Genomic DNA, 24,661 nt, shown 5'->3' with positions numbered 1-24,661 from the left:
TCCGCTGACCTGGGCAGCGGCCGCGTGTCGGGGAAGGGCGGTAGTGTCTGCGGTCGTGACGACAGCGCCCGAGACCGCCCGTTCGACGTCGAACGGCACTCCGACCGACAGCACGACCACCACCCTGGCCAGCGTGGGCAGGCGGATCGCCGACGAACTGGGGGTGCGCGAAACCCAGGTCCGCGCCGCCGTAGAACTGCTCGACGGCGGTTCGACGGTGCCGTTCATCGCGCGCTACCGCAAGGAGGTCACCGGCGGCCTCGACGATGCCCAGCTGCGCCAGCTCGACGAGCGCCTCGGCTACCTGCGCGAACTCGACGAGCGCCGCGGCGCCATCATCGAATCCATCCGTGGCCAGGGCAAACTCGACCCCGCGCTGCACCAGCAGATCATGCTCGCCGAGACCAAGGCCCGCCTCGAGGACATCTACCTGCCGTACAAGCCCAAGCGGCGCACCAAGGCGCAGATCGCGCGTGAAGCGGGCCACGAGCCGGTGGCCGACGCGCTGATCGGCGACCCGACCACCGATCCGGCCGGCTACACCGCCGAGCAGCTCGACGGCGCCCGCGCGATCCTGGTCGAACGCTTCGCCGAGGACGCCGACCTCGTCGGTGAACTGCGCGAACTGATGTGGAACCGCGGCCAGGTCAGCTCGACCGTGCGCGCGGGCAAGGAGGAGGCGGGCGCCAAGTTCGCCGACTACTTCGAATTCAGCGAGCCCTTCCACAAACTGCCCTCGCACCGGATCCTGGCGCTGCTGCGCGGCGAGAAGGAAGAGGTGCTCACCCTGCACCTCGAACCCGACACCGAGGAACCCGCTCCCGGCGAACGTACGATCTACGAGGGCCGCATCGCGGTCGCGTTCGGCATCGCCGACCAGGGCCGCGCCGCCGACACCTGGCTGCTCGACACCGTGCGCTGGGCTTGGCGCACCAAACTGCAGGTGAGCCTGGGTATCGACACCAGGATGCGGCTGCGGCAGGCCGCCGAGAAGGACGCCGTCGACGTGTTCGCGGCCAACCTGCGCGACCTGCTGCTGGCCGCGCCCGCGGGCACCAGGACCACCATGGGCCTGGACCCGGGCTACCGCACCGGCGTCAAGGTCGCCGTCGTCGACGCCACCGGCAAGGCCGTGGCGACCGAGGTCATCTACCCGCACAAGCCGCAGGGCCAGACCGAGAAGTCCCTCGCGGTGCTCGCCGCGCTGGTCGCCCGGTTCAACGTCGAGCTCATCGCCATCGGCAACGGCACCGCCTCCCGCGAGACCGATGCCCTTGCCACCGAACTCATCTCGCGCATCCCCGAGAACAAGCCCACCAAGATCGTGGTGTCGGAAGCGGGCGCCTCGGTGTATTCGGCCTCGGCCTACGCCTCTGCCGAACTGCCCGACATGGACGTGTCGCTGCGCGGCGCGGTCTCCATCGCCCGCCGCCTGCAGGACCCGCTCGCCGAGCTGGTGAAGATCGATCCCAAGTCGATCGGCGTCGGCCAGTACCAGCACGACGTGTCGGAGACCCTGCTGGCCCGCTCGCTGGGCGCCGTCGTCGAGGACGCGGTGAACGCGGTCGGCGTCGACGTGAACACCGCCTCGGTGCCGCTGCTCTCGCGCGTCTCCGGCGTCTCCGGCTCGGTCGCGGAGAGCATCGTGGCCCACCGCGACCAGAACGGTCCCTTCCGCAGCCGCACCGCCCTGCTCGAAGTACCTCGGCTGGGCCCCAAGGCCTTCGAACAGTGCGCGGGCTTCCTGCGCATCCGCGGCGGCGACGACCCGCTCGACACCTCCGCCGTGCACCCCGAGGCCTACCCGGTGGTGCGCCGCATCCTGGAGCACACCGGCAGGCCGGTGGCCGAGGTCATCGGCAACACCGGCACCCTGCGCGCGCTGCGGCCCGCCGACTTCACCGACGAGAAGTTCGGTGTGCCCACCGTCAGCGACATCATCGCCGAGCTGGAGAAGCCGGGCCGTGACCCGCGCCCGGAGTTCAAGACCGCCGAATTCGCCGCGGGCGTGGAGAAGGTCGCCGACCTGGAGCCGGGCATGGTGCTCGAAGGCGTCGTCACGAATGTGGCCGCGTTCGGTGCGTTCGTCGACGTCGGCGTGCACCAGGACGGCCTCGTGCACGTCTCCGCCATGTCGCACACCTTCGTCAAGGATCCGCGCGAGGTGGTCAAGTCCGGTGACGTGGTGAAGGTCAAGGTGCTGGAGGTCGACGTGGCCCGGCAGCGGATCGGTTTGAGTTTGCGCCTCGACGACGAGCCGGGAAAGCCCGCGCAGGGGGACAATCGTGGTGGCGGCGCGGCGCGCGGCCAGGGTCGGGGTCAGGGCCGTCCGCCGGGCGGCCGTGGCCAGGGTTCGGAACGTGGGCAGGCGCAGGGTCGCGGCCAGGGACAAGGCCAGGGACGCGGCGGCAACCAGCGCAGGCAGGCGGCCGAGCCGAGCGGATCGATGGCCGACGCGTTGCGGCGGGCGGGCTTCGGCGGCAAGTAACTCGACGACAGGGCGGGCGGCATGCGACGGTGGCTCGAAGACGATGTGATCGCGCACGGCCGCCTGCCCCTGCTCTGTTTCCTGCTGGGATTCATGCTGGGGTTCGTCGTCATCCGGGTCAGCGTGCGGCTGATCCGGGCGAACGTGCGCTGGTGGCCGGGCAACATCAAGGCCGGCGACACGCACATCCACCACATGGTCTTCGGCGTGGTGACGGTGCTGCTGTCGGGCCTCGGGCTGATCGCGACCGCCGAGGACTCGACCCAGGTCACCTCCAGCGTGCTGGCGGCACTGTTCGGGATCGGCGCCGCGCTGGTGCTGGACGAGTTCGCGCTGATCTTCTATCTGCGTGACGTCTACTGGTCCGAGCAGGGCCGCACCTCGGTCGACGCGGTCTTCGTCGCTTTCGCGGTCACCGGGCTGCTGCTGCTCGGCGTGCAGCCCTCGACGTTCCTCGACTACGACAGCTTCCGGCAGTCCCGCGGTCTCGGGGTGCGCATCGGCGTGCTCGCCACCATCGCCCTGAACCTGGTGCTGGCCGGGGTGGTGATCGCCAAGGGCAAGATCTGGACCGGCCTGTTCGGGATGTTCTTCACCCCGCTACTGCTGATCGGCGCGATCCGGCTCAGCAGGCCGAGCGCGCCGTGGGCTCGCTGGCGCTACGGCAATCGTCCCAAGACCATGACCAAGGCGGTCAACCGGGAGCGCACGCTGCGGCGGCCGGTGATCCGGGCCAAGATCTTCATCCAGGACCTGATCGCGGGCAAACCCGACGTCGCGCACGCCAAGACCGCGGCCGAGGCCGAGTTGCAGCGCACCGTCGTCCCGGCGCCGTCCGCGCCGGTACCGCACCCGCACCTGCTGCCGCGCCGCCGGGCCGACGCCACCGCCGACTCGGCCGCGGGCGAGTGACCAGGGCCGGCCGATTTCGATCCGGGGTACCCGGTCTGGCACAATGAACCGGTTGCCTCGGCCGAGTCCTGTCCGAGAGCACTCCTGTTCTGAGCATGAACCGGTCGAGCGCGTCAGTGCCGCCAGGTTCCTCTGTTCGCGCAAAGAATCCGAAAAGGTGGAAAATGAACACCCTTGACTTCGTCGACGAGAAGTCGCTGCGCAGCGATGTCCCCGACTTCCGTCCGGGCGACACCCTGAACGTGCACGTGAAGGTCATCGAAGGCTCGAAGGAGCGCATCCAGGTCTTCAAGGGCGTCGTGATCCGGCGTCAGGGCGGCGGCATCGGCGAGACCTTCACGGTCCGCAAGGTGTCCTTCGGTGTGGGTGTCGAGCGCACCTTCCCGGTGCACAGCCCCAACATCGACCACATCGATGTCGTGACCCGCGGTGACGTGCGTCGCGCCAAGCTGTACTACCTGCGCGACCTGCGCGGTAAGGCCGCCAAGATCAAGGAAAAGCGCTGATCTCGCGGTAGCTGTTTTCAGCACAGAGGTTTTCGTAGCCCGGCGCTCCGACTTCGGTCGGGGCGCCGGGCTACTCTGTTCGGCGTGGCAGACGAAAGTGGGTCGGTGTCGGTGTCCGATTCGGGTGACGAAGGTGGACGGCGCAAGAGAAAGCGCGGCGGCGACAAGAAGCAGCGGCCGTTCTGGCAGGAGCTGCCGATTCTGATCGTGATCGCCGCGGTGATCGCCGCGCTGATGGTCACCTTCGTCGGCCGTCCGTATGTGATCCCGTCGCAGTCGATGGAGAACACGCTGCTGATCGGCGACCGCATCTACGTCGAGAAGATCAGCTACTACGGCTCCGAACCGGGCCCCGGCGACGTCGTGGTCTTCGTCGGGCCGCCGTCCTGGAACGGGCACTACAAGTCGGTGCGCTCCGACAACACCGTGGTGCGGGGCGTGCAGAACTTCCTGTCCTACTTCGGTCTCGTCCCGCCGGACGAGAACGACCTGGTCAAGCGGGTCATCGCGGTGGGCGGTCAGACCGTCCAGTGCTGCGATCCGCAGGGCCGGGTGATGGTCGACGGCAAACCGCTCGACGAGCCGTACATCAAGAAGGACTACCCCTGGTTCACCGACCGCCCCAACGCCGTCTACCCGGCGGGCCGGGTGTTCGGCCCGGTGAAGGTGCCCGAGGGCAACCTGTGGGTGATGGGCGACAACCGCAACGAGTCGGCCGATTCGCGCGCCCACGTCAGCGACGATCTGCAGGGCACCGTGCCGGTGGACAATGTGCGCGGCAAGACGGTCTTCAAGATCTGGCCGCCGAGCCGGATCGGTCCGGTGCACTCGCAGAACGCGCAGGACAACTGACACACGAACGAGACGACACGGGGACAATCGAACTGTGGGGCAGGATCGGACCAATTGGCCGCCGCGGGTGGTGATGCGCCGGGCCGGGGGACTGCGCACGCTCGAGGCGGCCCTCATCCGCGGTGGTCTCGGCCCGGTGGCCGGCGTCGACGAGGCGGGCCGCGGCCCGTGCGCGGGACCGCTGGTGATCGCCGCGTGCCTGCTGGCGCCCAAGGCCTACGACAAGCTGTCCGGGCTCGACGACTCCAAGAAACTCACGGAGGCGGCGCGTGAGGAGCTGTTCCCGGTGGTCCAGCGGCTGGCGCTGGCCTGGAGTGTGGTGGTGGTCCCCGCCTGGGAGATCGACTCGATCGGGATCCATGTCGCCAATATCGAGGGGATGCGGCGGGCCGTGGCCGGTCTCGGCCACACCCCCGGCTACATCCTGACCGACGGCTTCAAGGTGCCGGGCCTGCCCGCGCCGTCGCTGCCGGTCATCGGGGGCGACGCCACGGCGGCCTGTATCGCGGCCGCCAGCATCCTGGCCAAGGTCACCAGGGACCGCATGATGGTCGAGCTGGACGGACAGCTGCCCGGGTACGGTTTCGCCGCCCACAAGGGCTACAACACGCCCGAACACACGGCCGCGCTGCGCGTGCTCGGACCCAGCACCGAACACCGCCGGTCCTGGCGGAATGTGCGCGAACTCGAGGTGCCGGGTGGTAGCCGAGTGGCTACCGGCGCCGCGCATGCGCGATGATGTCATCAACGAACGCGGCGCTGCGAGAAGGAGGACGTCCCACCCGATGAGTGCTGAGGACCTCGAGAAGTACGAAACCGAGATGGAACTGTCGTTGTACCGCGAGTACAAGGACATCGTCGGTCAGTTCTCGTACGTGGTGGAGACCGAACGTCGCTTCTACCTGGCCAATTCTGTCGAATTGCGGCCGCAGAACGCCGACGGCGAGGTCTATTTCGAAGTGCGGATGAGCGATGCGTGGGTATGGGACATGTACCGTCCCGCGCGCTTCGTCAAGCACGTTCGAGTCATCACGTTCAAGGACGTGAACATCGAAGAACTGGAGAAGCCGGACCTGCGGCTGCCGGAGTGACCCGGCACCGTCCGCCGGTGGTTGTCCACAGGCGGGCGGTTGTCCACAGGGTTGTCGTTCGCCCAGGTCGGCGGGCCGCTGTCGAGGGTGCCGGTCGGCATGCTTCGACCCGTGGCAGACAAACAGGCGCTCGGCGCATACGGGGAGAAACTGGCCGCGCAGTACCTGCGTGAGTCGGGGATGGAGATCGTCGCCCGCAATTGGCGATGCCGCTACGGCGAGCTGGACCTGATCGTCCAGGATCCGACGGTGACGGTGTTCGTCGAGGTCAAGACCCGCTCGGGCCTCGGGTTCGGTACCCCGGCCGAGTCGGTGACCTTCGGCAAACAGCAGCGGATCCGCAGGCTCGCCCTGCTGTGGCTGGCCGAGCGGGAAGGGCCATGGCGCCGGATCCGGTTCGACGTGGTGTCGGTGCTGGTCAGGCGGGGATACCGGCCGGTCATCGACCATCTGGCCGGAGCGTTCTGATGGCGCTCGGGCGGGCGCTGTCGGTGGCGGTCACCGGAGTCGACGGTCAGCTGGTCGAGATCGAAGCCGATATCGGGCAGGGATTGCCGTCGGTGAACCTCGTCGGCCTGCCCGACACCGCGTTGCAGGAGTCGCGGAACCGGGTGCGGTCGGCGGTGGCCAACACGGGGGAGAAGTGGCCGGACGGCCGGGTGATCCTGGCACTGTCCCCGGCGACCCTTCCGAAGGTCGGTTCCGTCTACGACCTGGCGCTCGCGGTGTCGGTGCTGGACGCCTCCGGCGCGGTACCGGGGGAGCGGCTGGCCAAGACGGTGCTGCTCGGTGAGCTGGCGCTGGACGGCCGCGTACGCCGGGTGCGCGGGGTGCTGCCCGCCGTGATCGCGGCGCGCACCGCGGGCGTACCGACGGTGGTGGTGCCTGCCGCGGCGGTGGCCGAGGCGGCGCTGGTGGAGGGGATCGAGGTACTCGGCGCCACCAGTCTGCGGGCGGTCGTCACCTGGTTGCGTGGGGAAGGCTCGCTCCTGGAACCCGACGGGGAGCTCCCGGACGCCCAGGTCGTCTGCGGTGACCTGAGCGATGTGGTGGGGCAGGACGAGGCGCGCTGGGCGCTGGAGGTGGCGGCCGCGGGCGGCCATCACCTGCTGCTGACCGGACCGCCCGGCATCGGCAAAACGATGCTGGCGCAACGCCTCCCGGGCTTGCTGCCGCCGCTGTCGGAAGCCGAATCGCTCGAGGTCACCGCGATCCACTCGATGGCGGGGTCGCTGTCGGCGGCACAACCGCTGATGACGGTGGCGCCGTTCGTCGCCCCGCACCATTCCACCTCGGTCACCGCCATGATCGGTGGTGGATCGGGCATGGCCAGGCCCGGTGCGGTCAGCCGGGCCCATCGCGGCGTGTTGTTCCTCGACGAATGCGCCGAACTGGGCACGAAAGTGCTGGAGGCCCTGCGTACTCCGCTCGAGGAGGGCGAAGTGCGCATCGCCCGGCGCGACGGTGTCGCGCGCTATCCCGCCAGGTTCCAGCTGGTGCTGGCCGCCAACCCGTGTCCGTGCGCGCCCGCACGCGATGTCGACTGCATCTGCGCCCCGCTGGCCCGGCGCCGCTACCTGGGCAAACTGTCCGGACCACTGCTCGATCGCATCGATATCTGGGTACGCATGCACGGTCAGGCGGGCGCCACCTTCGGTGACGACAGCACCGAGACCAGTGCCACCGTGGCCGCCAGGGTGGCGCGGGCCAGAGAACGGGCCGTCCAGCGCTGGAGTGCCGACGGCTGGGCCACCAATGCCGAAGTGCCGGGCCATATCCTGCGTCAGCGGTTCCGCTTGCCCCGCGAGTCCATCGCGCCGATCGATACGGCGCTGCGGCTCGGCCGGATGTCGGCGCGCGGCGCGGACCGGGCGATCCGGGTGGCCTGGACGGTGTGCGATCTGCGCGGTGGCGAGATGCCCAGCGTCCAGGACGTCCTGTCGGCCTTGAACTTCCGGCAGCGAGGTGCGCAGTGATCCGCCCGGCGGCCGCGCCGGTCGATCTGGACGGTGACAGCGACGAACGCCGACTGGCATGGGTGTATCTGTCCCGGGTCGTCCAGGGGCCGTGCGCCCCGCTGTCGGCGCTGATCGCCTCGGTCGGGGTGTGCGAGGCGGCGCGGGCGGTCCGCGAGCACGAACTTCCGGAGGCACTCCGCGGACCGACGGCGGCCCGGCGCGAGATCGACCGGGCAGCAGCCGATCTGGAGGAGATGGCCCGGCTCGGCGGTCGTGTGATCACGCCGGACGACGACGAGTGGCCCGGCTGGCGCATGCTGGGACTGGACCAGCTCGACACCGAACGTGAGCGCGATGCCGCGGTACCGCTGGTGCTGTGGGCGCGGGGACCGCTCTCGCTGCGGACCGCATCGGAACGCGCCGTCGCCGTGGTCGGTTCACGATGCAGCAGTGGCTACGGCGTGCAGGTGGCCGGCGAGATCACCTGCGAGCTGGCAGGCCGGGGCTGGACTATCGTGTCCGGTGCCGCCTTCGGTATCGATGCGGCCGCGCACCGGGCGGCCCTCGGCGTCGGCGGCTCGACCGTCGCCGTCCTGGCCTGCGGCGTCGACCGTCCCTACCCCGCCCAACATGAGCGCCTGCTCGCCGCGATCGCCGAATCCGGCGTGGTCGTCAGCGAGTACCCGCCGGGCACCAGCGCGCAGAAGCACCGGTTCCTGGCCCGGAACCGGCTCATCGCCACCCTGGGCGACGGTGTCGTCGTCGTCGAAGCGGGCCTGCGCAGCGGCGCTCGCAATACCGTCAAATGGGCCCGGCGTCTCGGCCGTCCCGCCATGGCGGTGCCCGGCCCGGTCGGATCGGTGTCCTCGACCGGCTGTCACCGCATGATCCGCGAGGGCGAAGCCCTGCTGGTGACCAGTGCCGAGGACGTCATCGACGAGGCAGGTCCCCTCCGTCTGCCCGTAGGCGAGAACCCCGCCGACCCCGCGGCCCACCTCCGTGGCGCCGAAGCCGAGGTCTACGCGGCCCTGCCCTCGATCGGCTCCCGCCGCCCGGTAGAGCTGGCCCGCCAATCCGGCCTCGACCTGGCCACCGTCCGCGCCGTCTTACCCGGGTTGGAACTGGCGGACCTGGTCGGATGCGATTCCGACGGATGGTTCCGGATCCGTGCTCGTCCGCACTGAGGGGATCGGCGTTCAGGACAGGACAGGTTCGGCGAGCAGGGTCGCCACGGCACGGGCGTACTCGGCGGTCGCGGACCGGGCGTGCGGGTCGGTGAGCATGCTCACGAAACCGTGGGGCAGGTTGTCGAAGCGCCGCACTTCGGCGTCGACCCCGGCCTCGCGGAGCCGGGTGACGAGTGAGTCCCCCTGATCGCGCAGCACATCCATGCCCGCGGTCGCGACATAGGTGCGCGGCAGGGCCGACAAGTCCGGTGCCGACAGCACCGAGAACCGCGGATCCGCCTGGAGCTCGGGGGTGGGGGCGTACCACCGCATGGCACGACGGACATTGTCCGCGTCGAGCGGGACGGTGAACATCGCCGTCGACCGATGGTGCTCCAGGTTCCAGTCCAGCGCCGGGTACAGCAACGCCACCGCCGCGGGACGATACGTCGCTTCGGCCGTCATGGCGACCGCGGTCGCGAGGTTGCCACCGGCGCTGTCGCCGCCGAGCCCGATCCGGGCGGTGTCTATGCCCCAGCGTTCGGCGTGGTCGACCGCGTACCGCCAGGTCGCGCTGACATCGTCGAACGCGGCGGGAAACGGGTGTTCCGGGGCCAGCCGATAGTCCGCCGCCAGCACGGAGACCCCGGCACGATCCGCGAGGAACCGGAGTGTGTTCGCGTAACCCGCCACGCTGCCGACGTGCCAGCCACCGCCGTGCACGAAGACGAGCAGCGACGGTGGTCGAGTGTGCTGTTCGGGTTGGTACAGCCGCGCGGCCACCGGTCCCGCGGGCCCGGGGATCGTCAACTCCGACGTACGGACCGGTCCCGTTCGCGTTGTCGTCGCGACCCGCATCAGCCGGTCGAGCCGGGCCCGGCTGCGCGCCGTGGGCGCCCGACGGGCGAGCAGATCGCGTTTGCCCAGCACGGCGAGCAGATGCAGGCGTGGGTTCATGCGCTGGCCGTCGAGCACCGGGGGCCGGAGCGGCAACCGATCGGTGACTATCGGCGACATCGCCAGTGCCGAGCCGAGCACCTGCTCAGCCACCATTCCGGCGGCGTCCATGACACGGAACCGCAATCTTTTCCCTCGATCCGCCTGCTCGGCTGTGCATCCGACCGGATTCTAAGCACCGGCCGCGGGTTTGTGTGCCCATTCCGACACGCCGCTATCCGTCCGCTGCGACGTGCTCGACCTGGCGGCGCGCGGCGGCGTGGTGGGTTGCGTGGGGTGCGGGCAGCGGCCACGGTGGGAGGATGGACGTGCTGCCCGAGGATCTGACCGCGCTGCTCACCGAGTTCGGGCGGCACTTGCGGTTGGGGCGGAATCGGTCGGCGCACACCGTGCGCGCGTATCTCGGAGATGTGCGCTCGCTGCTGGAACACCTCTACGCGCGGTCGGCGGATTCGGCGATCCGGGAACTGGATCTGCCGTTGCTGCGGTCCTGGCTGGCCGAACTCGCTGCGGCGGGTGCCGCGCGCACGACCCTGTCCCGCCGGGCCTCCGCAGCAAAGACATTCACCGCCTGGCTCACCGAGACCGGGCGCCTGGCCGTCGACCCCGGGCTGCGCTTGCAGGCACCGAAAGCGCATCGGGTGCTGCCCGCGGTGCTCGCCCAGGTGCAGGCGGTGGAGGCGATGGACGCGGCGGAATCCGGGGCAGCTCAGCAGGATCCGATGGCGCTGCGCGACCGGTTGATCGTCGAGTTGCTGTACGCCACCGGAATTCGCGTCAGCGAGCTGTGCGGGCTCGATATCGACGACATCGACCGGGAACGCAGGCTCGTGCGGGTCCTCGGCAAAGGCAACAAAGAACGCGCGGTCCCGTTCGGAGATCCCGCCGACACCGCGCTCGACGCGTGGCTGCGAGCCGGACGGCCGTCGCTGGCGGGCGATCGATCCGGTCGTGCGCTGCTGCTCGGACAACGCGGTCGCAGGCTCGATCAGCGCCAAGCCCGCACGGTGGTCCACGAGGTGGTGTCGGCGATCCCGGGCGCACCGGACATGGGTCCGCACGGCCTGCGGCACACCGCGGCCACCCACCTTCTCGAAGGGGGCGCCGACCTGCGCGTCGTCCAGGAACTGCTCGGCCACGCCAGCATGGCCACCACCCAGCTCTACACCCACGTCTCGGTCGAACGCCTCAAACGCGTCCACGATCAAGCCCACCCGCGAGCATGACCATCGATCCGTGCCTCGTGCCGCCCGTCGGCGCGTTGCCCCCGGGGTATCAACCGGCACGGCAAGATGGGCTGCGGAGGTGGCGGACATGACGAGGTGGCGGACATGACACTGCCCGAGGTCGGAGCCGAATCCGACGACGGCGAGGAAGAACTGGATTACCGATTCACCCTCGCCAACGAGCGCACATTCCTGGCCTGGATCCGGACCGCCCTGGGCCTGCTCGCCGGCGGAGTCGCCGTGCACACCCTGATCCAGCCCCTGCGCCTGGCCGGCTTGGGCGGCGCCATCGCCCTGAGCTGCCTGGTCATGTCCTTCGCGGTCGCCCTCGGCGCCTTCCGCCACTGGCGCCGGGTAGACGTCGCCATGCGCACCGGACACCCCCTCCCCGGCACCGTCCTCGTCCCCGTCCTCTCGGTCGGCGTCGCCCTCGTCGCGGCCTTGGCCTGCCTGGCCGTCCTCCTCTCATGACTCCGCCACCGCCGACCCCGGCACCCACCGGGACCCGGAACTCCGAGCGCGGCACCCCGGGCCCCGCCGGCGGCGCCGGTCGGCAACCGGTGCGGCGCCGAGTCGACCCGCCGCCACACCGTCGCTGTTTCGCTGGTGCTCGGACCAGACCGCCGGCAGTGCGCCGACGGCGGGGGAACCCGCGACGAGCCCAGAGAGAACTCCACGGAACCGCGATCGTGCCGGTCGAAGCCGGGCCTTCTGCGGTGGAGGCGTCCGGATGACACAGGCGACTCTGGCGATGGAACGGACGGCGTTGGCTTGGCGCCGGACCGCGTTGGGCGCGGCGGGATGCGCGCTGTTGTTCGCGCACGAGGTGACCCGGGACGGCTGGCCCACCAATGCGCTGCCGATGGCAGCGGTCGTGGTCGCGCTGCTGCTGAGCTTCCTGGGGTGGTGGCGCGGCCGGGCGCTACATCACGGGCGGATGACCATCGGCCGGCGCGAAGTCACCACCGTGACAGTCGCAGTGGCGGTGATCACACTCATCGCAGTGGTCGGGGTGCTGGTGAACCGGTTCATCGTCTGATCGAGACGAAAGGCATATGCCGATGCCGGGCACCCGTGCGCCGCTGCCGCGGCACCGCGCAGGGGGACGTGGTCGGGATGGCGGCGATCGGGACGCGGCGGGGAATCGGGACGCGACGGGATGGCGCGGGAATCACGACGCGACGTGGACCGCAAGAGGGTGTGCGGATGACGCCCCGGGGATCGCAGGCGAAATCGTTCGACGGGAGCCGGTTCCCGTCACTACCCTCGGCGTTCATGACCACCGAATCTCTGGGGACGCCTGATCAGGCCCTGCGTGAGCGCCTGCGCGCCGCGCTGAAACCGGCGATGAAGGCGCGCGATCGTAGCGCCGTCGCGGCTCTGCGTTCGGTGCTCGGCGCCATCGACAATGCCGAGGCGATCGATGCCCCGGAGGTGAAAGCCGGTGCGCTGGAGGACAGCGCGGTCGGGCTCGGCGCCGCGGAGATGCCCCGGCGCGAGCTCTCCGAGGACGACATCGCCGCGATCGTACGCCGTGAGATCGACGAAAGGCGCAGTGCCGCAGCAGAATATGGGCGCCTCGGGCAGTCCGAGCGGCAGGATTCACTCACGGCCGAGGCGGACGCGCTCGCCGCGCTGCTGTAAAACCGATGAGAGCACGAGTCTGCGAGACGACCCACTTCGGTGAACAGCCACTCTCCCTGCGCGCAGGGAGAGACTGGTTCAGCTGTTGTGCGGGAGTGTCTCGAGATAGCGGCGGGCGAACCAGCGCTGGATCAGCCGGACGACGGGGCCACCCAACCGCACATACCAGGCACCGGGCTGGGAGAAGGACGTGATCAGGCCGTACACCGTGTCATCGGCCGGGTCGTATTCGACGGCGAACAGTTCCTCGCCGACCAGGGGATGGCCGGGCAGTGTGCCGTAGGCGAATCCGCGCCGGTCCGGTTCGTTCAGGACGTAGACGACGCGGCACGGCGCCGTGAAGCCGAGGGGTCCGAATCTCAGACGTACCGTCAATTCCGTTCCCGCCACAGCGGTTCCGGAGTTCGCGCGCTGGAATATGCCGGAACTCTTCTGAATTCCGAAGGTGAGGATATGAGCCTCGGCCCGGTCGAGCAGCGCGCGGCCGTGGCCGATCGGCCGCCGGTATCGGAAATGGTGGTAGCCGAGCGGAAAGTTGGATCGGGTGGCGCCCACCTCCGGATAGGTGAGAGGCGGGGACTCTTCCGGCATCCCGCGAGTATCCGCCCACCGAACTGTGCGCGCGGTGTGGGCCCGCATCGCCCGCGAGAGATGACGGTCCACAGTTCAGGCGCCGGTGGGCAGAGTACTGAGGTAGCGGTGGGCGAACCAGCGCTGGAAGCCGCGCGCGATCGGTCCGCCGACGCGGGTGTACCAGGTTCCCGGCCGCGAGAACGCGGTGACCAGGCCGTAGACGGAGTCGTCGGCGGGGTCGTATTCGACCGCGAACAGTTCCTCGCCGATCTCGGGGTGCCCGGGCAGCGTGCCGTAGGCGAAGCCCCGGCGGTTCGGCTCGTGCAGCACGTACACCACACGGCACGGGGCGACGATCCCCAGCGGCCCGACACCGAGCCGGATCGTCAATTCCGTGCCGGCCTCGGCGGTGTCGGTGTCGGCGTGCGCGAAGATTCCGACGCCTTTCTGCATACCGAAGGCGAAGATATGGGCGGCGGCCTGTTCGAAGAGGTCACGGCCGTGCCCGAGTGATCGGGTGTGCCGGAGCCGCTGGTATCCGGCGGGGAACCCGGCGCGGGTGGCGCCGACATCGGGGTAGGTGAACGGCGCTGGTTTCTCGGACACCCCTCGATTGTGGGCCCGCCGTCGCCGGCGGTGCCAGTCACCGCGGCGAGTGGTTGGTCACCTCGAGCGGCTTCAACCGCACCGGCACATCGTGCAGCAGACCCAGCGGGTCCACGTACTCCCGCCTGCCGTGGTCGCTCGCCTCGCGGCGCGCGCCCCAGTGCAGACAGGCGGCGACCGGGCACCCCTCGTGCCCGGCCACCAAGGCGCCGATCGGCGTGCCCCGCTCCACCCGGCTCCCCACCGTGACCGTCGCCTCGACCGGTTCGTACGTGGTGCGCAGGCCACCGGGATGGTCGACGGACACCACCGGCTTGCCCGCGACCTCTCCGGCGAACACCACGATGCCCGCGCCCGCGGCCAGCACCCGCTGCCCGGCCGTACCCGCCAGATCCACCCCGCGGTGCCCCGCCAGCCAGTCCCGCACCGGCTTGTCGAACCGCCGTTCCACACTCGGCCGCGGCCGCAACGGCCACCCGAACACGCCTTCGTCGACGGCCCGCACCGGCCCCGCCCCACCCGCCATCAGCCCCACCAGACAGGACAACACCACTGCCCCGCGCCCGACCACCCGCCCCCGCCTCTCCCGAAGCCCTACCTCCGCACGCGCAGCGGGCTCCTGCGGATTCGGGCGCGGCGACGCAGGGCGATGCGCGAGGGGTTTTGTGGCCCGGTCGACCAGGGCATATCTGTGACTCGACACTGCGGGCGTGAAACGATGCCGACCACGTCGAGTCGCCCGACCGGGTAGGCGCGGCACGGGGTGGGCCCATCGAAGGCGGGGATGGTCGTTCATCGGTCAGCGGTGCGGGCGGGGAGCGGGGACGCGTTGCGGTGTGACGACCGCGCGCACCAGATCGCGCAGCACCGTCGGCAGCTCCGCCGCGGAACCGCCGCCGCCGCCCCGGACGATGATCTCCACCTCCACCGGCGCCGCTCGGCCCGCGGCGGGTGGGACAGCGGTCAGGTCGTGGACGGTGACACGGACCGGGACCGGCTCGGGCGCGCTGTCCGCGCGAGGCGTCGTTGGGGCCGCGGCGGTGTGGCGTTCGGCTGGTGCGGGCTTGCCGGGCGAACCGGAGCACACCGGAACCGCGGGGTGGGCCGCGACGGGCGCGGCGAATACACCGGCGGCACAGACCAGCGGGAACGTGGAGAGCAGGGTTCGGGTGAAGGAGTTCATGACTCGACTTTCGGGCCCGAACAGCCGCCGCGGAGAGTACGTCGCACAATTGGGGACAACCTCGCCGGTTGTGGATACCGTGCACTTCACCACCTGTTTCGGCGGTCGTGGCGAGGGGGCGATTTCGGGCCTGGCCCTGCTCCGCGTAGACTGATCAACGCGGTTTGTGCTGTGCACAGCAGGAACCGACTTCGCGCGCCACCCGTGCTCGTCCATCCGGTCGCCGCTCGCAACGCAGGCAGTCCGTGAGGGCATGTCCGTGCGAGTTCTCCGACGGATGAACAGTGGAATCGTCGGCTGGTCCCGGTCTCTCCAGATCTGGGTCCGGCGGTTTCGGTGGCGCCAGGGCAGACGATCGCCGATCGGCTGCGTCAACCGGCAACGAAAGAGAGATACGGGAGCTATGGCTGTCGTAACCATGAAGCAGCTGCTCGACAGCGGCGCGCACTTCGGGCACCAGACTCGTCGGTGGAACCCGAAGATGAAGCGGTTCATCTTCACCGACCGCAACGGCATCTACATCATCGACCTGCAGCAGACGCTGACCTACATCGACAAGGCCTACGAGTTCGTCAAGGAGACCGTCGCCCACGGTGGCACCGTTCTCTTCGTCGGCACCAAGAAGCAGGCCCAGGAGTCGATCGCGGCCGAGGCGACTCGCGTCGGGATGCCCTACGTCAACCAGCGCTGGCTGGGTGGCATGCTCACCAACTTCTCGACCGTCCACAAGCGCCTGCAGCGCCTGAAGGAGCTCGAGGCCATGGAGCAGACCGGTGGCTTCGAGGGTCGCACCAAGAAGGAAATCCTCATGCTCACGCGTGAGATGACCAAGCTGGATCGCACCCTCGGTGGTATCCGCGACATGGCCAAGGTGCCCTCGGCCATCTGGGTCGTCGACACCAACAAGGAGCACATCGCCGTCGGCGAGGCGCGCAAGCTGAACATCCCGGTCATCGCGATCCTGGACACCAACTGCGATCCCGACCTGGTCGACTACCCGATCCCGGGTAACGACGACGCGATCCGTTCCGCCGCTCTGCTCACCAAGGTCGTCGCCTCCGCGGTGGCCGAGGGCGTGCAGGCCCGCGCGGGCCAGGCTTCCGGCGACGCGAAGCCCGAGGCCGGCGCCGGTGAGCCGCTCGCCGAGTGGGAGCAGGAGCTGCTGGCTCAGGCGACCCCGGCCGCCGAGGCCGCCGTCGAGACGCCCGCCGAGGCCGCTGCCGAGGTCAAGGCCGACCCGGCGCAGCACACCCCGGCCGACTTCTGAGCTGATCGGTAGCTCTACGTTCACCTTGCCGGCCCTTCTGAATTCAGAAGCGGTCGGCAAGGTGGTGTAAACACCCAAGCACCCCACACACGAGGAGGCTCGCCCCCGATGGCGAACTACACCGCTGCTGACGTGAAGCGGCTCCGCGAGCTCACCGGCTCCGGCATGATGGACTGCAAGAACGCGCTGGCCGAGTCCGACGGCGATTTCGACAAGGCCGTCGAGGTGCTGCGCATCAAGGGCGCCAAGGACGTCGGCAAGCGCGCCGAGCGCGCCACCGCCGAGGGTCTGGTCATCGCGAAGGACGGCGTCCTGGTCGAGATCAACTCCGAGACCGACTTCGTCGCCAAGAACGCCGAGTTCCAGGAGCTGGCCGAGGCCGTCGTCACCGCTGCCGCCGCAGGCAAGCCGGCCGACCTCGACGCCCTGAAGGCGCTGAAGCTGGACAACGGCACCGTCGACGAGGCCGTGCAGGCGCTGGCCGCCAAGATCGGCGAGAAGCTGGAACTGCGTCGCGTCGCGTCCTTCGACGGCCAGGTCGCCACCTACCTGCACAAGCGTGCCTCGGACCTGCCGCCCGCCGTCGGCGTGCTGGTCGAGTACACCGGTGAAGGCGATGCCGCGGCCGAGGCCGCTCGCGCCGCCGCCATGCAGGTCGCCGCGCTCAAGGCCCGCTACGTCACCCGTGACGAGGTCCCGGCCGATCTGGTCGAGAACGAGCGTCGCGTCGCCGAGGCCACCGCCCGCGAAGAGGGCAAGCCCGAGGCCGCGCTGCCGAAGATCACCGAAGGCCGCGTCAACGGCTTCTTCAAGGACGTCGTGCTGCTCGAGCAGGCGTCGGTCACCGACTCGAAGAAGACCGTCAAGGCCCTGCTGGACGAGGCCGGTGTCACCCTGACCCGCTTCGCCCGCTTCGAGGTCGGCCAGGCCTGATCCGCCCGCACGAGAGCCCTTCGGGAGCAGCGTCGTCTGCCTCCCGAGGGGCTTTCGCCGATTCCGGACGGCCCATGCCCCCGGTTCCGGGGTCACCGCCTCGCGCGAGGGGGTCTTGTGTGATGCCGGGAACCCGGTAAGGCAGGATGGATGCCGCTTCGCCTTGCTGTGCGGCTGCTTCGCGTGCCCGCAGTTCGAACCGCTCTCGACCTTTCCGAAGGAGACGAACACCGATGACCGACCCCGGTACCGACCGCCCTGGATACAACCGGGTGCTGCTCAAGCTGGGTGGGGAGATGTTCGGTGGCGGCGGGGTGGGCCTCGACCCCGATGTCGTGCAGACCGTGGCCGAGCAGATCGCCGAGATCGTCGAGACCGGCGTGCAGGTGGCCGTGGTGATCGGCGGCGGCAACTTCTTCCGTGGCGCCGAGCTCGAGGAGCGCGGCATGGAACGCGCCCGCTCCGACTACATGGGCATGCTGGGCACCGTGATGAACAGCCTCGCGCTCCAGGACTTCCTGCAGCAGCAGGGCATCGACACCCGGGTGCAGACCGCCATCACCATGGGACAGGTCGCCGAGCCGTACCTGCCGCTGCGGGCCAAGCGGCACCTGGAGAAGGGCCGCGTCGTGATCTTCGGTGCGGGCATGGGCATGCCCTACTTCTCCACCGACACCACCGCCGCCCAGCGCGCGCTCGAGATCGGCGCCGACGTCGTGCTGATGGCCAAGGCGGTCGACGGCGTGTTCGACGCCGACCCGCGCGTCGACGAGAACGCCACCATGTTCACCGAGATCACGCACAAGGAAGTGATCGAGAAGGGCCTGAAGGTGGCCGATGCGACCGCCTTCAGTTTGTGCATGGACAACCAGATGCCGATGCTGGTGTTCAATTTGTTGATCAAGGGCAACATTGCCCGTGCGGTCGCCGGTGAGAACATCGGCACCTTGGTTCGGTCCTGATCCCGCAACCGCGGAACATGCCGATGACGACGCTGTGGAGGAACCGGTCGTGATTGATGAAGCGCTCTTCGATGCCGAGGAGAAGATGGAGAAGGCCGTCTCGGTGGCGAAGGACGACCTCGGAACCATCCGGACCGGCCGCGCGAACCCGGGCATGTTCGCCCGCGTCGTGGTCGACTACTACGGCTCGCTGACCCCGATCACCCAGATGTCGAGCATCACGGTGCCCGAGCCGCGCATGGTGGTGATCAAGCCCTACGAGCAGAGTCAGCTCGGCCCGATCGAGAACGCGATCCGCAACTCCGACCTGGGCGTGAACCCCACCAACAACGGTGACATCCTGCGCATCACGGTGCCGCAGCTCACCGAGGAACGCCGCCGCGAGATGGTCAAGATGGCCAAGGGCAAGGGCGAGGACGCCAAGGTCTCGATTCGCAACGTCCGCCGCAAGGCGATGGACGAACTGGGCCGGATCCAGAAGGATGGCGAGGCGGGTGAGGACGAGGTCGGGCGCGCCGAGAAGGAGCTCGACAAGACCACCGCCAAGTACGTGGGCCAGATCGATGAGCTGGTCAAGCACAAGGAAGCCGAACTGCTCGAGGTCTGAGCGCAGATCTCGCCAGTCCCGCTCGTGCGGGGGATGAACGGAACGACGAGTTGAGCGACGGGACAATCGTGGCCGAAGACGCCGCCGCCACCGGAGCGGCACCGGAGCCGATGCCGGATCAGGTCGACGCGACCGACCCGGCGACGCCCACACCCGAGGTACCCACCGAGCCGCAGGCCCCGGCCTCGCGCGCGGGCCGCAATCTGCCCGCCGCGCTGGCCGTCGGCCTCGGTCTCGGCCTGTCGCTCATCGCGATCCTGCTGTTCGTCCCGAAGGTGTTCATCGGGGTGGCCGGCGCCGCGGTCGGCGTGGCCACCTGGGAGGTCGCCAAGCGGCTGCGTGAGGCCGATGTGCTGGTGCCGCGGATCCCGCTGCTGGTCGGCGGGCAGGCGGTGTTCTGGCTCGGCTGGCCGTGGGGGGCCAAGGGGGTGGTCGGCGCGTTCGCCGCGACGGCCCTGGTCTGCATGGTGTGGCGGCTGTTCGACCACGGGCTGACCACCGCCCCGAAGAACTTCCTGCGTGACACCGCGATCGCGTTGTTCACGCTGACCTGGATCCCGCTGCTGGCCTCGTTCGCGACGCTGCTGCTGCTCGAACCCGACGGCAACCTGCGGGTGCTGACGTTCATGATCCTGGTCGTCTGCTCCGACGTCGGCGGCTACGTCGCCGGTGTGCTTTTCGGCAGGCATCCGATGGTGCCCGCGATCAGCCCGAAGAAGTCCTGGGAGGGCTTCGGCGGTTCGCTGGTGTTCAGCGTGATCGGTGGTCTGCTGACCGTCACCCTGCTGCTCGAGGCCAACTCGATGATCGGCGTGGTCCTCGGCGTCGGCCTGGTGGTCGTGGCCACCTGCGGTGACCTGATCGAGTCGCAGATCAAGCGTGAACTCGGCATCAAGGACATGGGCACGATGCTGCCCGGGCACGGCGGCATCATGGATCGCCTCGACTCGATGCTGCCTTCGGCGTTCGTGTCCTGGCTGGTGCTCAGCGCCCTGCTCTGAGCCCGGTCATGGCTTCTTGGCCGCGTGCCGCAGTTGCAGGATGCGCACACCGCCGACCAGCCCCATCACCAGCGCGCCGGCGATCACCGACAGCAGGACGGTGATGCCGAGCGGCAGCGAGAAGTCCCAGAACAACATCTCGACCCTGGCCTGGTCGAGGTTCTGGATGATGAAGATCAGCAGGACGATGCCGAGGATCGCGGCCGCGAGCAGGCCGATCCAGGTGTAGCCGGTGCGCGAGCCGTGCACTCCCTTGGGAGTCACGCGCTTGGCCGGTGCGCGGTCGTCCTTACGGTGGCGCGAGGTCTCGGTCTGGTCGGTGGTCGACGCCGCGGGCTCGTGGTCGGCCGGTGACGCCCCGGATTCGGCGTTGGTGGACATGGTTCGATCATGGCCGACAGCTATCACCGGTGCACGCATCTTCTCGATAACGGCGTTCGGCGTGGCGGCCCGGCCGCCGGGCCCGCCGCTCCGTTTGGGACAATGGTGGAATTATGGCCACCTCCCTGCCCCTCGTGTTCGATGCCCCGCGTCGCGGTATGCCCCCGCGCCACCTCGCCGATCTCGACGCGACCGAGCGCAAGACCGCGGTGCAGGAGCTGGGGTTGCCCAAGTTCCGGGCCGACCAGCTGGCCCGCCAGTACTACGGCCGCTTGCAGGCCGACCCCGAGCAGATGACCGATCTGCCCGCCGACGTGCGCGCCAAGGTCGGTGAGACGCTGTTCCCCACGCTGCTGTCGGTGGTCCGCCACCTCGCCTGCGACGAGGGCGACACCCGCAAGACGCTGTGGCGTGCCCACGACGGCACCCTGCTGGAGAGCGTGCTCATGCGCTATCCCGATCGCAACACCCTGTGCATCTCCAGCCAGGCGGGCTGTGGCATGGCGTGCCCGTTCTGCGCGACCGGTCAGGCCGGGCTGAACCGGAATCTGTCGACCGCCGAGATCGTCGACCAGGTGCGGGCCGCGGCCGCGGCACTGCGCGATGGTGAGGTGCACGGCGGTCCCGGCCGCCTGTCCAACATCGTGTTCATGGGCATGGGGGAGCCGCTGGCCAACTACAAGCGGGTGGTCAACGCCGTGCGCCGGATCACCGCGCCCGCGCCGGACGGTCTGGGCATCTCGCAGCGTTCGGTCACGGTGTCGACGGTGGGTCTGGCGCCGGCGATCCGCAAGCTGGCCGACGAGGACATGTCGGTGCGTCTCGCGGTGTCGCTGCACACCCCCGACGACGAGCTGCGCGACACCCTGGTGCCGGTGAACAATCGCTGGCCGATCGCCGAGGTGCTCGACGCGGCGCGCTATTACGCCGACAAGTCCGGGCGCCGGGTGTCGATCGAGTACGCGCTGATCCGCGATGTGAACGATCAGCCGTGGCGGGCGGACATGCTCGGCAAGAAGCTGCACAAGGCGCTGGGTCCGCTGGTGCACGTGAACCTGATCCCGCTCAATCCCACGCCGGGCAGCGAGTGGGATGCCAGCCCCAAGCCGGTCGAGAAGGAGTTCGTGCGCCGGGTGATCGCGCAGGGTGTGTCGTGCACGGTGCGAGACACCCGCGGCCAGGAGATCGCCGCCGCCTGCGGTCAGCTCGCCGCCGAAGGTTAGGCGATCGCGACCGGCCGGACGAAGTCGTCGGAGGGCAGCGGGCCGTCGACGAAGGCGTTCACCGTCAGCGCGGTGAGGGTGATGTCGCCGCCGTGGTTGTCCAGGAAGGCGACGTCGGCGGCGTCGCGGCCGGTGGCGATGCGGACCAGGCTGGATCGCGGCGCCAGGCAGGTGGGGTCGAAGGTGTGCCACGCGCCGTCGACGTAGGCCTCGGCGACGGTGTGGAAGTCCATGGGCACGCAGCCGGGGGCGTAGACGGCCGCCACCCGGGCGGGCACGCCGACCGCGCGGAGCAGGGCCACGACCAGGTGCGAGAAGTCGCGGCACACGCCGGTGCCCGACAGCAGCGTCTCCACCGCGCCGTCGATCGGGGCACTGCTGCCCGCGACATAGGAGATGCGCCTGCCCACCCAGGCCGCGACCCGGGCCGGCACCTCGGGATCGATGATGCCGTAACCGAATTCGGTGGCCGCGTAACCGAGGAGTTTGTCGGACTCGGCGTAGCGGCTCGGCCGGCGGTACAGCGCGATGTCGTAGTCGCTGACCGGTTCGGGCACGGCGGTGCCGTACACCGTGGCGCGGTAGTCGAGCCGGAGCGTGCCCGCGCGGGCGTCGAGGACGTGCAGGCGCGACTGGTGCGGCCCGATCAGCTCGCGCGGGGTGAGCGGTTCCCCGTCGAGTTCGCACGTCAGGGATTCGACCAGGTCGAGGCCGGGTTGCCGGGCGACGGCGAGCTGCCATTGCAGCACCGTGTCGGCGTGCACTGTGATCTCCAGACCGGCGGAAACGTCCCGTTTCACGCCTCCAGCCTGACAGGTGCCGGCGCGCGGGGCGAGTCGAACAGCGCATCGGCCGGTCGGGTCGGCGCGCCGGGCGGACCACGGCGGGCGAAGCGACCGGTCGGACCGGACATGTTGCGGCCCAGGCGTTACCGGCGCGGGACCGGATCGAGGCCCGGGTCCGAGATCGTTGACTATGGCGCGCGAAAAAGCCTCTGTCACAGTCACTCTCGAACTCGAAGCGGGCAATGCCTCGCTGATGATCCTCGGCAAGATGCTGGGTCCCACCGGTGTCCCGCCGTTCGAGGTCAAACGCCGGTACGACGCGGCGACGGCGGACCGGCGCGGGGAGATCATCCCCGCGGTCATCACCGTCGATGCCCGCAAACGCTGGACCATGCGGCTCAAGACGCCACCGACGGCGTCACTCATCCGCGCGGCGCTCGGCAAGCCGGGTTCGCCGCAACCCGGACACAAACGGGTCGGCGCGCTGTCGCGGGAACAGCTGCGCCGCATCGCGATCCGTAAACTGCCGGATCTGAACACCACCGACGTGGAGGCGGCGATGCGGATCGTCGCCGGGACCGCGCGCTCGATGGGGGTGCGGATCGAGGAGTGAGCACGGCCCGCGATGTCTCGTCCGGCCCGGTCAGGCGTTAAGTTGGTGGCGGTCGGCCCGGTGGGACCGGCCGGCACCGATTCGGCGGGACAACGGGGGAAGCATGCTTGCGACGGGCGACGTCTTCGCCGGCTACGCGATCGAACGCCGGCTGGGCCAGGGCGGGATGGGGTCGGTGTACCTGGCCCGGCATCCGCGGCTGCCCCGGCAGATCGCGCTCAAGCTGCTCAATCCGGACTTGTTCGCGGACAACGAGATCCGGGCGCGGTTCGAGCGGGAAGCCGATCTGGCCGCCCGGCTGGAACACAGCAATATCGTCACGGTCTACGACCGAGGCGTCGACGGCGGGCGGCTGTGGATCAGCATGCAGTTCGTCGACGGCGTCGACGCGGCGACCATCGCGCGCCCGGTCCCCGTCGACCGGGCATTGCGCATCGTCGAGGCGACCGCGGCGGCACTGGATCACGCCCACCGCAACGGCGTGCTGCATCGCGACGTGAAACCCGCGAACATCCTGCTGGCGGACACCGACGGCACGGAGCGGGTGCTGCTCACCGATTTCGGGATCGCCCGCCCCCGCGACGATGTGCACCACCTCACGCAGACCGGCACCTTCACCGCGACGCTGGCCTACGCCTCGCCCGAGCAGCTCACCGGCGCTTCGCTGGATCATCGCGCGGACCAGTACTCGCTGGCCTGCACCTTGTATTCGCTGCTGACCGGGGTCGCGCCGTTCGAGGCGACGAATCCCGTGCTGGTCATCCAGGGGCACCTGCAGTCGCCGCCGCCGTCGCTGCGGACGCACCGGCCCGAGCTGGCGGGCGCGCTGGACGGGGTGCTCGCGCGGGCACTCGCCAAGCGGCCTGCCGATCGGTTCGACTCGTGCGCGGAGTTCGCGGCGGCCGCGCGACGGGCGGTGACCGGAACCGGCCCACGGCCCGTGGTGCGCGCGGGAACAGGGCCGCAGCCGATGCCGCGGCTCGCCCAGCCCGCGCCTCCGCCACGGCGACCGGCGCCGACGCCGGAAGCGGCACGCCCTGCCGTTCCGGTCCGCACACGACGTACCTCGCGGGTGATCGCACCGGCGATCCTGGTTGTGGTCCTGGCTGTTCTGGTGGGGGTGGGCTTCTGGGGTTGGCAGGACGAGAACAGTTTCGTGTCGAAGATCCTGAACCGCTCACCGGCGCACCGGGATATCGCCGCGTTGTCGGCGGCCTTCCCGCAGCTGCTGCCGCCGGGGGAGCCCAGCGGGCTCACCTTCGGCAACCCCTATATCACCGGCACGGGGCACGGTGGGCGGACCTGCTCGGCGTATGTGAACACGACGATCCGCAACGAAAGTCAGTGGGAGGCGACGTTCCGCGCCGCGAACGCCAAGTGGTCCTGCGAGTCCGCCGACCCCTTCGGGACCCAGTTCGCGTTCTACGCGTTTCCCACCGCGGAGTCGGCGGCGGCGGCCGTCACCCGATTCGAGGACGCGACGAAAGACGTGGGCAGCGGCGCCGAGGGGACACGCACCGATGACCACCGCGCCCTCTACAGCGGCGATCGGTACGTGCTGACGGCCGTGGTCTCCACCTTCGCTCATCCCGGTTGGGAACGATGGGTGCTGGTGACCCACCGCTCGCAATCGACCTCGGCCGTGGACGTGCGAGCCCTGCTGAAGGACTTCGTCGGTTTCCCGCTGGACTGAATCGGTCTGCGGCGTTTGGTAGGGTCCGCCCGGT

At 69.7% G+C, this 24,661-nt stretch carries 28 protein-coding genes; 21 read left to right on the top strand and 7 right to left on the bottom strand.

Translation table 11 applies throughout. The features are described 5' to 3' along the window. Positions 1-55: 55 nt before the first annotated feature. The 9 genes from EL493_RS26545 to dprA all read left to right on the top strand — a co-directional run bounded on the left by EL493_RS26545 (position 56) and on the right by dprA (position 8,991). Entirely contained in the window at positions 56-2,488 is a 2,433-nt protein-coding gene (locus EL493_RS26545; RefSeq protein WP_019048203.1) for a Tex family protein, read from the top strand. Positions 2,489-2,509: 21 nt separating this feature from the next. Then, positions 2,510-3,400 carry a hypothetical protein gene (locus EL493_RS26540; protein WP_019048202.1) on the top strand — a complete coding sequence of 297 codons (891 nt, stop codon included), beginning with the start codon at positions 2,510-2,512 and terminating at the stop codon, positions 3,398-3,400. A gap of 164 nt (positions 3,401-3,564) precedes the next feature. Next, positions 3,565-3,906, top strand: coding sequence for a 50S ribosomal protein L19 (rplS, locus tag EL493_RS26535; RefSeq protein ID WP_019048201.1), 342 nt, complete (start codon positions 3,565-3,567; stop codon positions 3,904-3,906). Positions 3,907-3,990: 84 nt separating this feature from the next. Continuing rightward, positions 3,991-4,758 carry a signal peptidase I gene (gene lepB, locus EL493_RS26530; protein ID WP_126405895.1) on the top strand — a complete coding sequence of 256 codons (768 nt, stop codon included), beginning with the start codon at positions 3,991-3,993 and terminating at the stop codon, positions 4,756-4,758. Between the two features lie 73 nt (positions 4,759-4,831). After that, on the top strand, positions 4,832-5,497 hold the full coding sequence (locus EL493_RS26525; protein WP_036836381.1) for a ribonuclease HII: 666 nt from the start codon (positions 4,832-4,834) through the stop codon (positions 5,495-5,497). A 46-nt stretch (positions 5,498-5,543) separates the two neighbouring features. Further along, positions 5,544-5,849: a DUF2469 domain-containing protein gene (locus EL493_RS26520; RefSeq protein WP_011210678.1), complete on the top strand. Its 306-nt coding sequence runs from the start codon at positions 5,544-5,546 to the stop codon at positions 5,847-5,849. Between the two features lie 111 nt (positions 5,850-5,960). Beyond that, positions 5,961-6,317 carry a YraN family protein gene (locus EL493_RS26515; protein ID WP_030202914.1) on the top strand — a complete coding sequence of 119 codons (357 nt, stop codon included), beginning with the start codon at positions 5,961-5,963 and terminating at the stop codon, positions 6,315-6,317. Beyond that, positions 6,317-7,825, top strand: coding sequence for a YifB family Mg chelatase-like AAA ATPase (locus EL493_RS26510; RefSeq protein ID WP_019048197.1), 1,509 nt, complete (start codon positions 6,317-6,319; stop codon positions 7,823-7,825). The genes EL493_RS26515 and EL493_RS26510 overlap by 1 nt, the downstream gene beginning before the upstream one ends. Further along, the gene (gene dprA, locus EL493_RS26505; RefSeq protein ID WP_019048196.1) at positions 7,822-8,991 is read left to right on the top strand and encodes a DNA-processing protein DprA; all 1,170 of its coding nucleotides are present in this window, start codon (positions 7,822-7,824) and stop codon (positions 8,989-8,991) included. The genes EL493_RS26510 and dprA overlap by 4 nt, the downstream gene beginning before the upstream one ends. Before the next feature lie 12 nt (positions 8,992-9,003). Here dprA and EL493_RS26500 read toward each other — a convergent pair whose 3' ends face one another. Then, entirely contained in the window at positions 9,004-10,041 is a 1,038-nt protein-coding gene (locus tag EL493_RS26500) for an alpha/beta hydrolase (protein ID WP_019048195.1), read from the bottom strand. A gap of 191 nt (positions 10,042-10,232) precedes the next feature. Between EL493_RS26500 and EL493_RS26495 the strand changes: the two genes are divergently transcribed. From EL493_RS26495 to EL493_RS26480, 4 genes are all read left to right on the top strand, one after another. After that, a complete protein-coding gene (locus EL493_RS26495) occupies positions 10,233-11,156 on the top strand; it encodes a tyrosine recombinase XerC (RefSeq protein ID WP_019048194.1) in 924 nt (307 codons plus the stop codon). A gap of 105 nt (positions 11,157-11,261) precedes the next feature. Next, a complete protein-coding gene (locus EL493_RS26490) occupies positions 11,262-11,627 on the top strand; it encodes a YidH family protein (protein WP_022565592.1) in 366 nt (121 codons plus the stop codon). A 259-nt stretch (positions 11,628-11,886) separates the two neighbouring features. Continuing rightward, entirely contained in the window at positions 11,887-12,195 is a 309-nt protein-coding gene (locus EL493_RS26485; RefSeq protein ID WP_019048192.1) for a DUF202 domain-containing protein, read from the top strand. Positions 12,196-12,431: 236 nt separating this feature from the next. Then, a complete protein-coding gene (locus EL493_RS26480; RefSeq protein WP_019048191.1) occupies positions 12,432-12,800 on the top strand; it encodes a GatB/YqeY domain-containing protein in 369 nt (122 codons plus the stop codon). Between the two features lie 78 nt (positions 12,801-12,878). On the opposite strand, the gene EL493_RS26475 is transcribed toward EL493_RS26480, so the two are convergent. From EL493_RS26475 to EL493_RS26460, 4 genes are all read right to left on the bottom strand, one after another. Beyond that, positions 12,879-13,391 carry a DUF1990 family protein gene (locus EL493_RS26475; RefSeq protein WP_019048190.1) on the bottom strand — a complete coding sequence of 171 codons (513 nt, stop codon included), beginning with the start codon at positions 13,389-13,391 and terminating at the stop codon, positions 12,879-12,881. A gap of 75 nt (positions 13,392-13,466) precedes the next feature. Beyond that, complete coding sequence (locus EL493_RS26470) at positions 13,467-13,979, bottom strand: DUF1990 family protein (protein ID WP_019048189.1); 513 nt, start codon at positions 13,977-13,979, stop codon at positions 13,467-13,469. 37 nt (positions 13,980-14,016) lie between these two features. Then, positions 14,017-14,505 (bottom strand): M23 family metallopeptidase, encoded by a 489-nt coding sequence (locus EL493_RS26465; protein WP_051719548.1) that lies wholly within the window; start codon positions 14,503-14,505, stop codon positions 14,017-14,019. Between the two features lie 273 nt (positions 14,506-14,778). Beyond that, entirely contained in the window at positions 14,779-15,162 is a 384-nt protein-coding gene (locus EL493_RS26460) for a hypothetical protein (RefSeq protein WP_019048187.1), read from the bottom strand. A gap of 403 nt (positions 15,163-15,565) precedes the next feature. On the opposite strand from EL493_RS26460, the gene rpsB reads away from it, so the two are divergent. The 5 genes from rpsB to EL493_RS26435 all read left to right on the top strand — a co-directional run bounded on the left by rpsB (position 15,566) and on the right by EL493_RS26435 (position 19,932). Then, complete coding sequence (rpsB, locus tag EL493_RS26455) at positions 15,566-16,429, top strand: 30S ribosomal protein S2 (protein ID WP_019048186.1); 864 nt, start codon at positions 15,566-15,568, stop codon at positions 16,427-16,429. A 108-nt stretch (positions 16,430-16,537) separates the two neighbouring features. Next, the gene (gene tsf / locus EL493_RS26450; RefSeq protein ID WP_022565596.1) at positions 16,538-17,362 is read left to right on the top strand and encodes a translation elongation factor Ts; all 825 of its coding nucleotides are present in this window, start codon (positions 16,538-16,540) and stop codon (positions 17,360-17,362) included. A gap of 233 nt (positions 17,363-17,595) precedes the next feature. Then, complete coding sequence (pyrH, locus tag EL493_RS26445) at positions 17,596-18,324, top strand: UMP kinase (RefSeq protein ID WP_019048184.1); 729 nt, start codon at positions 17,596-17,598, stop codon at positions 18,322-18,324. A gap of 49 nt (positions 18,325-18,373) precedes the next feature. Further along, a complete protein-coding gene (gene frr, locus EL493_RS26440) occupies positions 18,374-18,931 on the top strand; it encodes a ribosome recycling factor (protein WP_030202900.1) in 558 nt (185 codons plus the stop codon). Positions 18,932-19,041: 110 nt separating this feature from the next. Further along, positions 19,042-19,932 carry a phosphatidate cytidylyltransferase gene (locus EL493_RS26435; RefSeq protein WP_036836377.1) on the top strand — a complete coding sequence of 297 codons (891 nt, stop codon included), beginning with the start codon at positions 19,042-19,044 and terminating at the stop codon, positions 19,930-19,932. 6 nt (positions 19,933-19,938) lie between these two features. On the opposite strand, the gene EL493_RS26430 is transcribed toward EL493_RS26435, so the two are convergent. Next, the gene (locus EL493_RS26430; protein ID WP_019048181.1) at positions 19,939-20,313 is read right to left on the bottom strand and encodes a LapA family protein; all 375 of its coding nucleotides are present in this window, start codon (positions 20,311-20,313) and stop codon (positions 19,939-19,941) included. 113 nt (positions 20,314-20,426) lie between these two features. Between EL493_RS26430 and rlmN the strand changes: the two genes are divergently transcribed. Continuing rightward, on the top strand, positions 20,427-21,536 hold the full coding sequence (gene rlmN, locus EL493_RS26425; RefSeq protein ID WP_022565598.1) for a 23S rRNA (adenine(2503)-C(2))-methyltransferase RlmN: 1,110 nt from the start codon (positions 20,427-20,429) through the stop codon (positions 21,534-21,536). On the opposite strand, the gene EL493_RS26420 is transcribed toward rlmN, so the two are convergent. Next, positions 21,533-22,336 (bottom strand): transglutaminase-like domain-containing protein, encoded by an 804-nt coding sequence (locus EL493_RS26420; protein WP_019048179.1) that lies wholly within the window; start codon positions 22,334-22,336, stop codon positions 21,533-21,535. The genes rlmN and EL493_RS26420 overlap by 4 nt on opposite strands. 175 nt (positions 22,337-22,511) lie before the next feature. Here EL493_RS26420 and EL493_RS26415 point away from each other — a divergent pair, with 175 nt between their 5' ends. Both EL493_RS26415 and EL493_RS26410 read left to right on the top strand, forming a co-directional pair. Next, complete coding sequence (locus EL493_RS26415) at positions 22,512-22,934, top strand: uL11 family ribosomal protein (protein ID WP_019048178.1); 423 nt, start codon at positions 22,512-22,514, stop codon at positions 22,932-22,934. A 103-nt stretch (positions 22,935-23,037) separates the two neighbouring features. Beyond that, positions 23,038-24,627: a serine/threonine-protein kinase gene (locus EL493_RS26410; protein WP_019048177.1), complete on the top strand. Its 1,590-nt coding sequence runs from the start codon at positions 23,038-23,040 to the stop codon at positions 24,625-24,627. The last annotated feature ends 34 nt before the right edge of the window (positions 24,628-24,661 follow it).

This window comes from Nocardia asteroides, from assembly GCF_900637185.1.
Classification (GTDB): Bacteria; Actinomycetota; Actinomycetes; order Mycobacteriales; family Mycobacteriaceae; genus Nocardia; species Nocardia asteroides.
The sequence above is the reverse complement of the archived record's forward strand: the minus strand, read 5'-3'. Positions and strand labels throughout refer to the sequence as shown.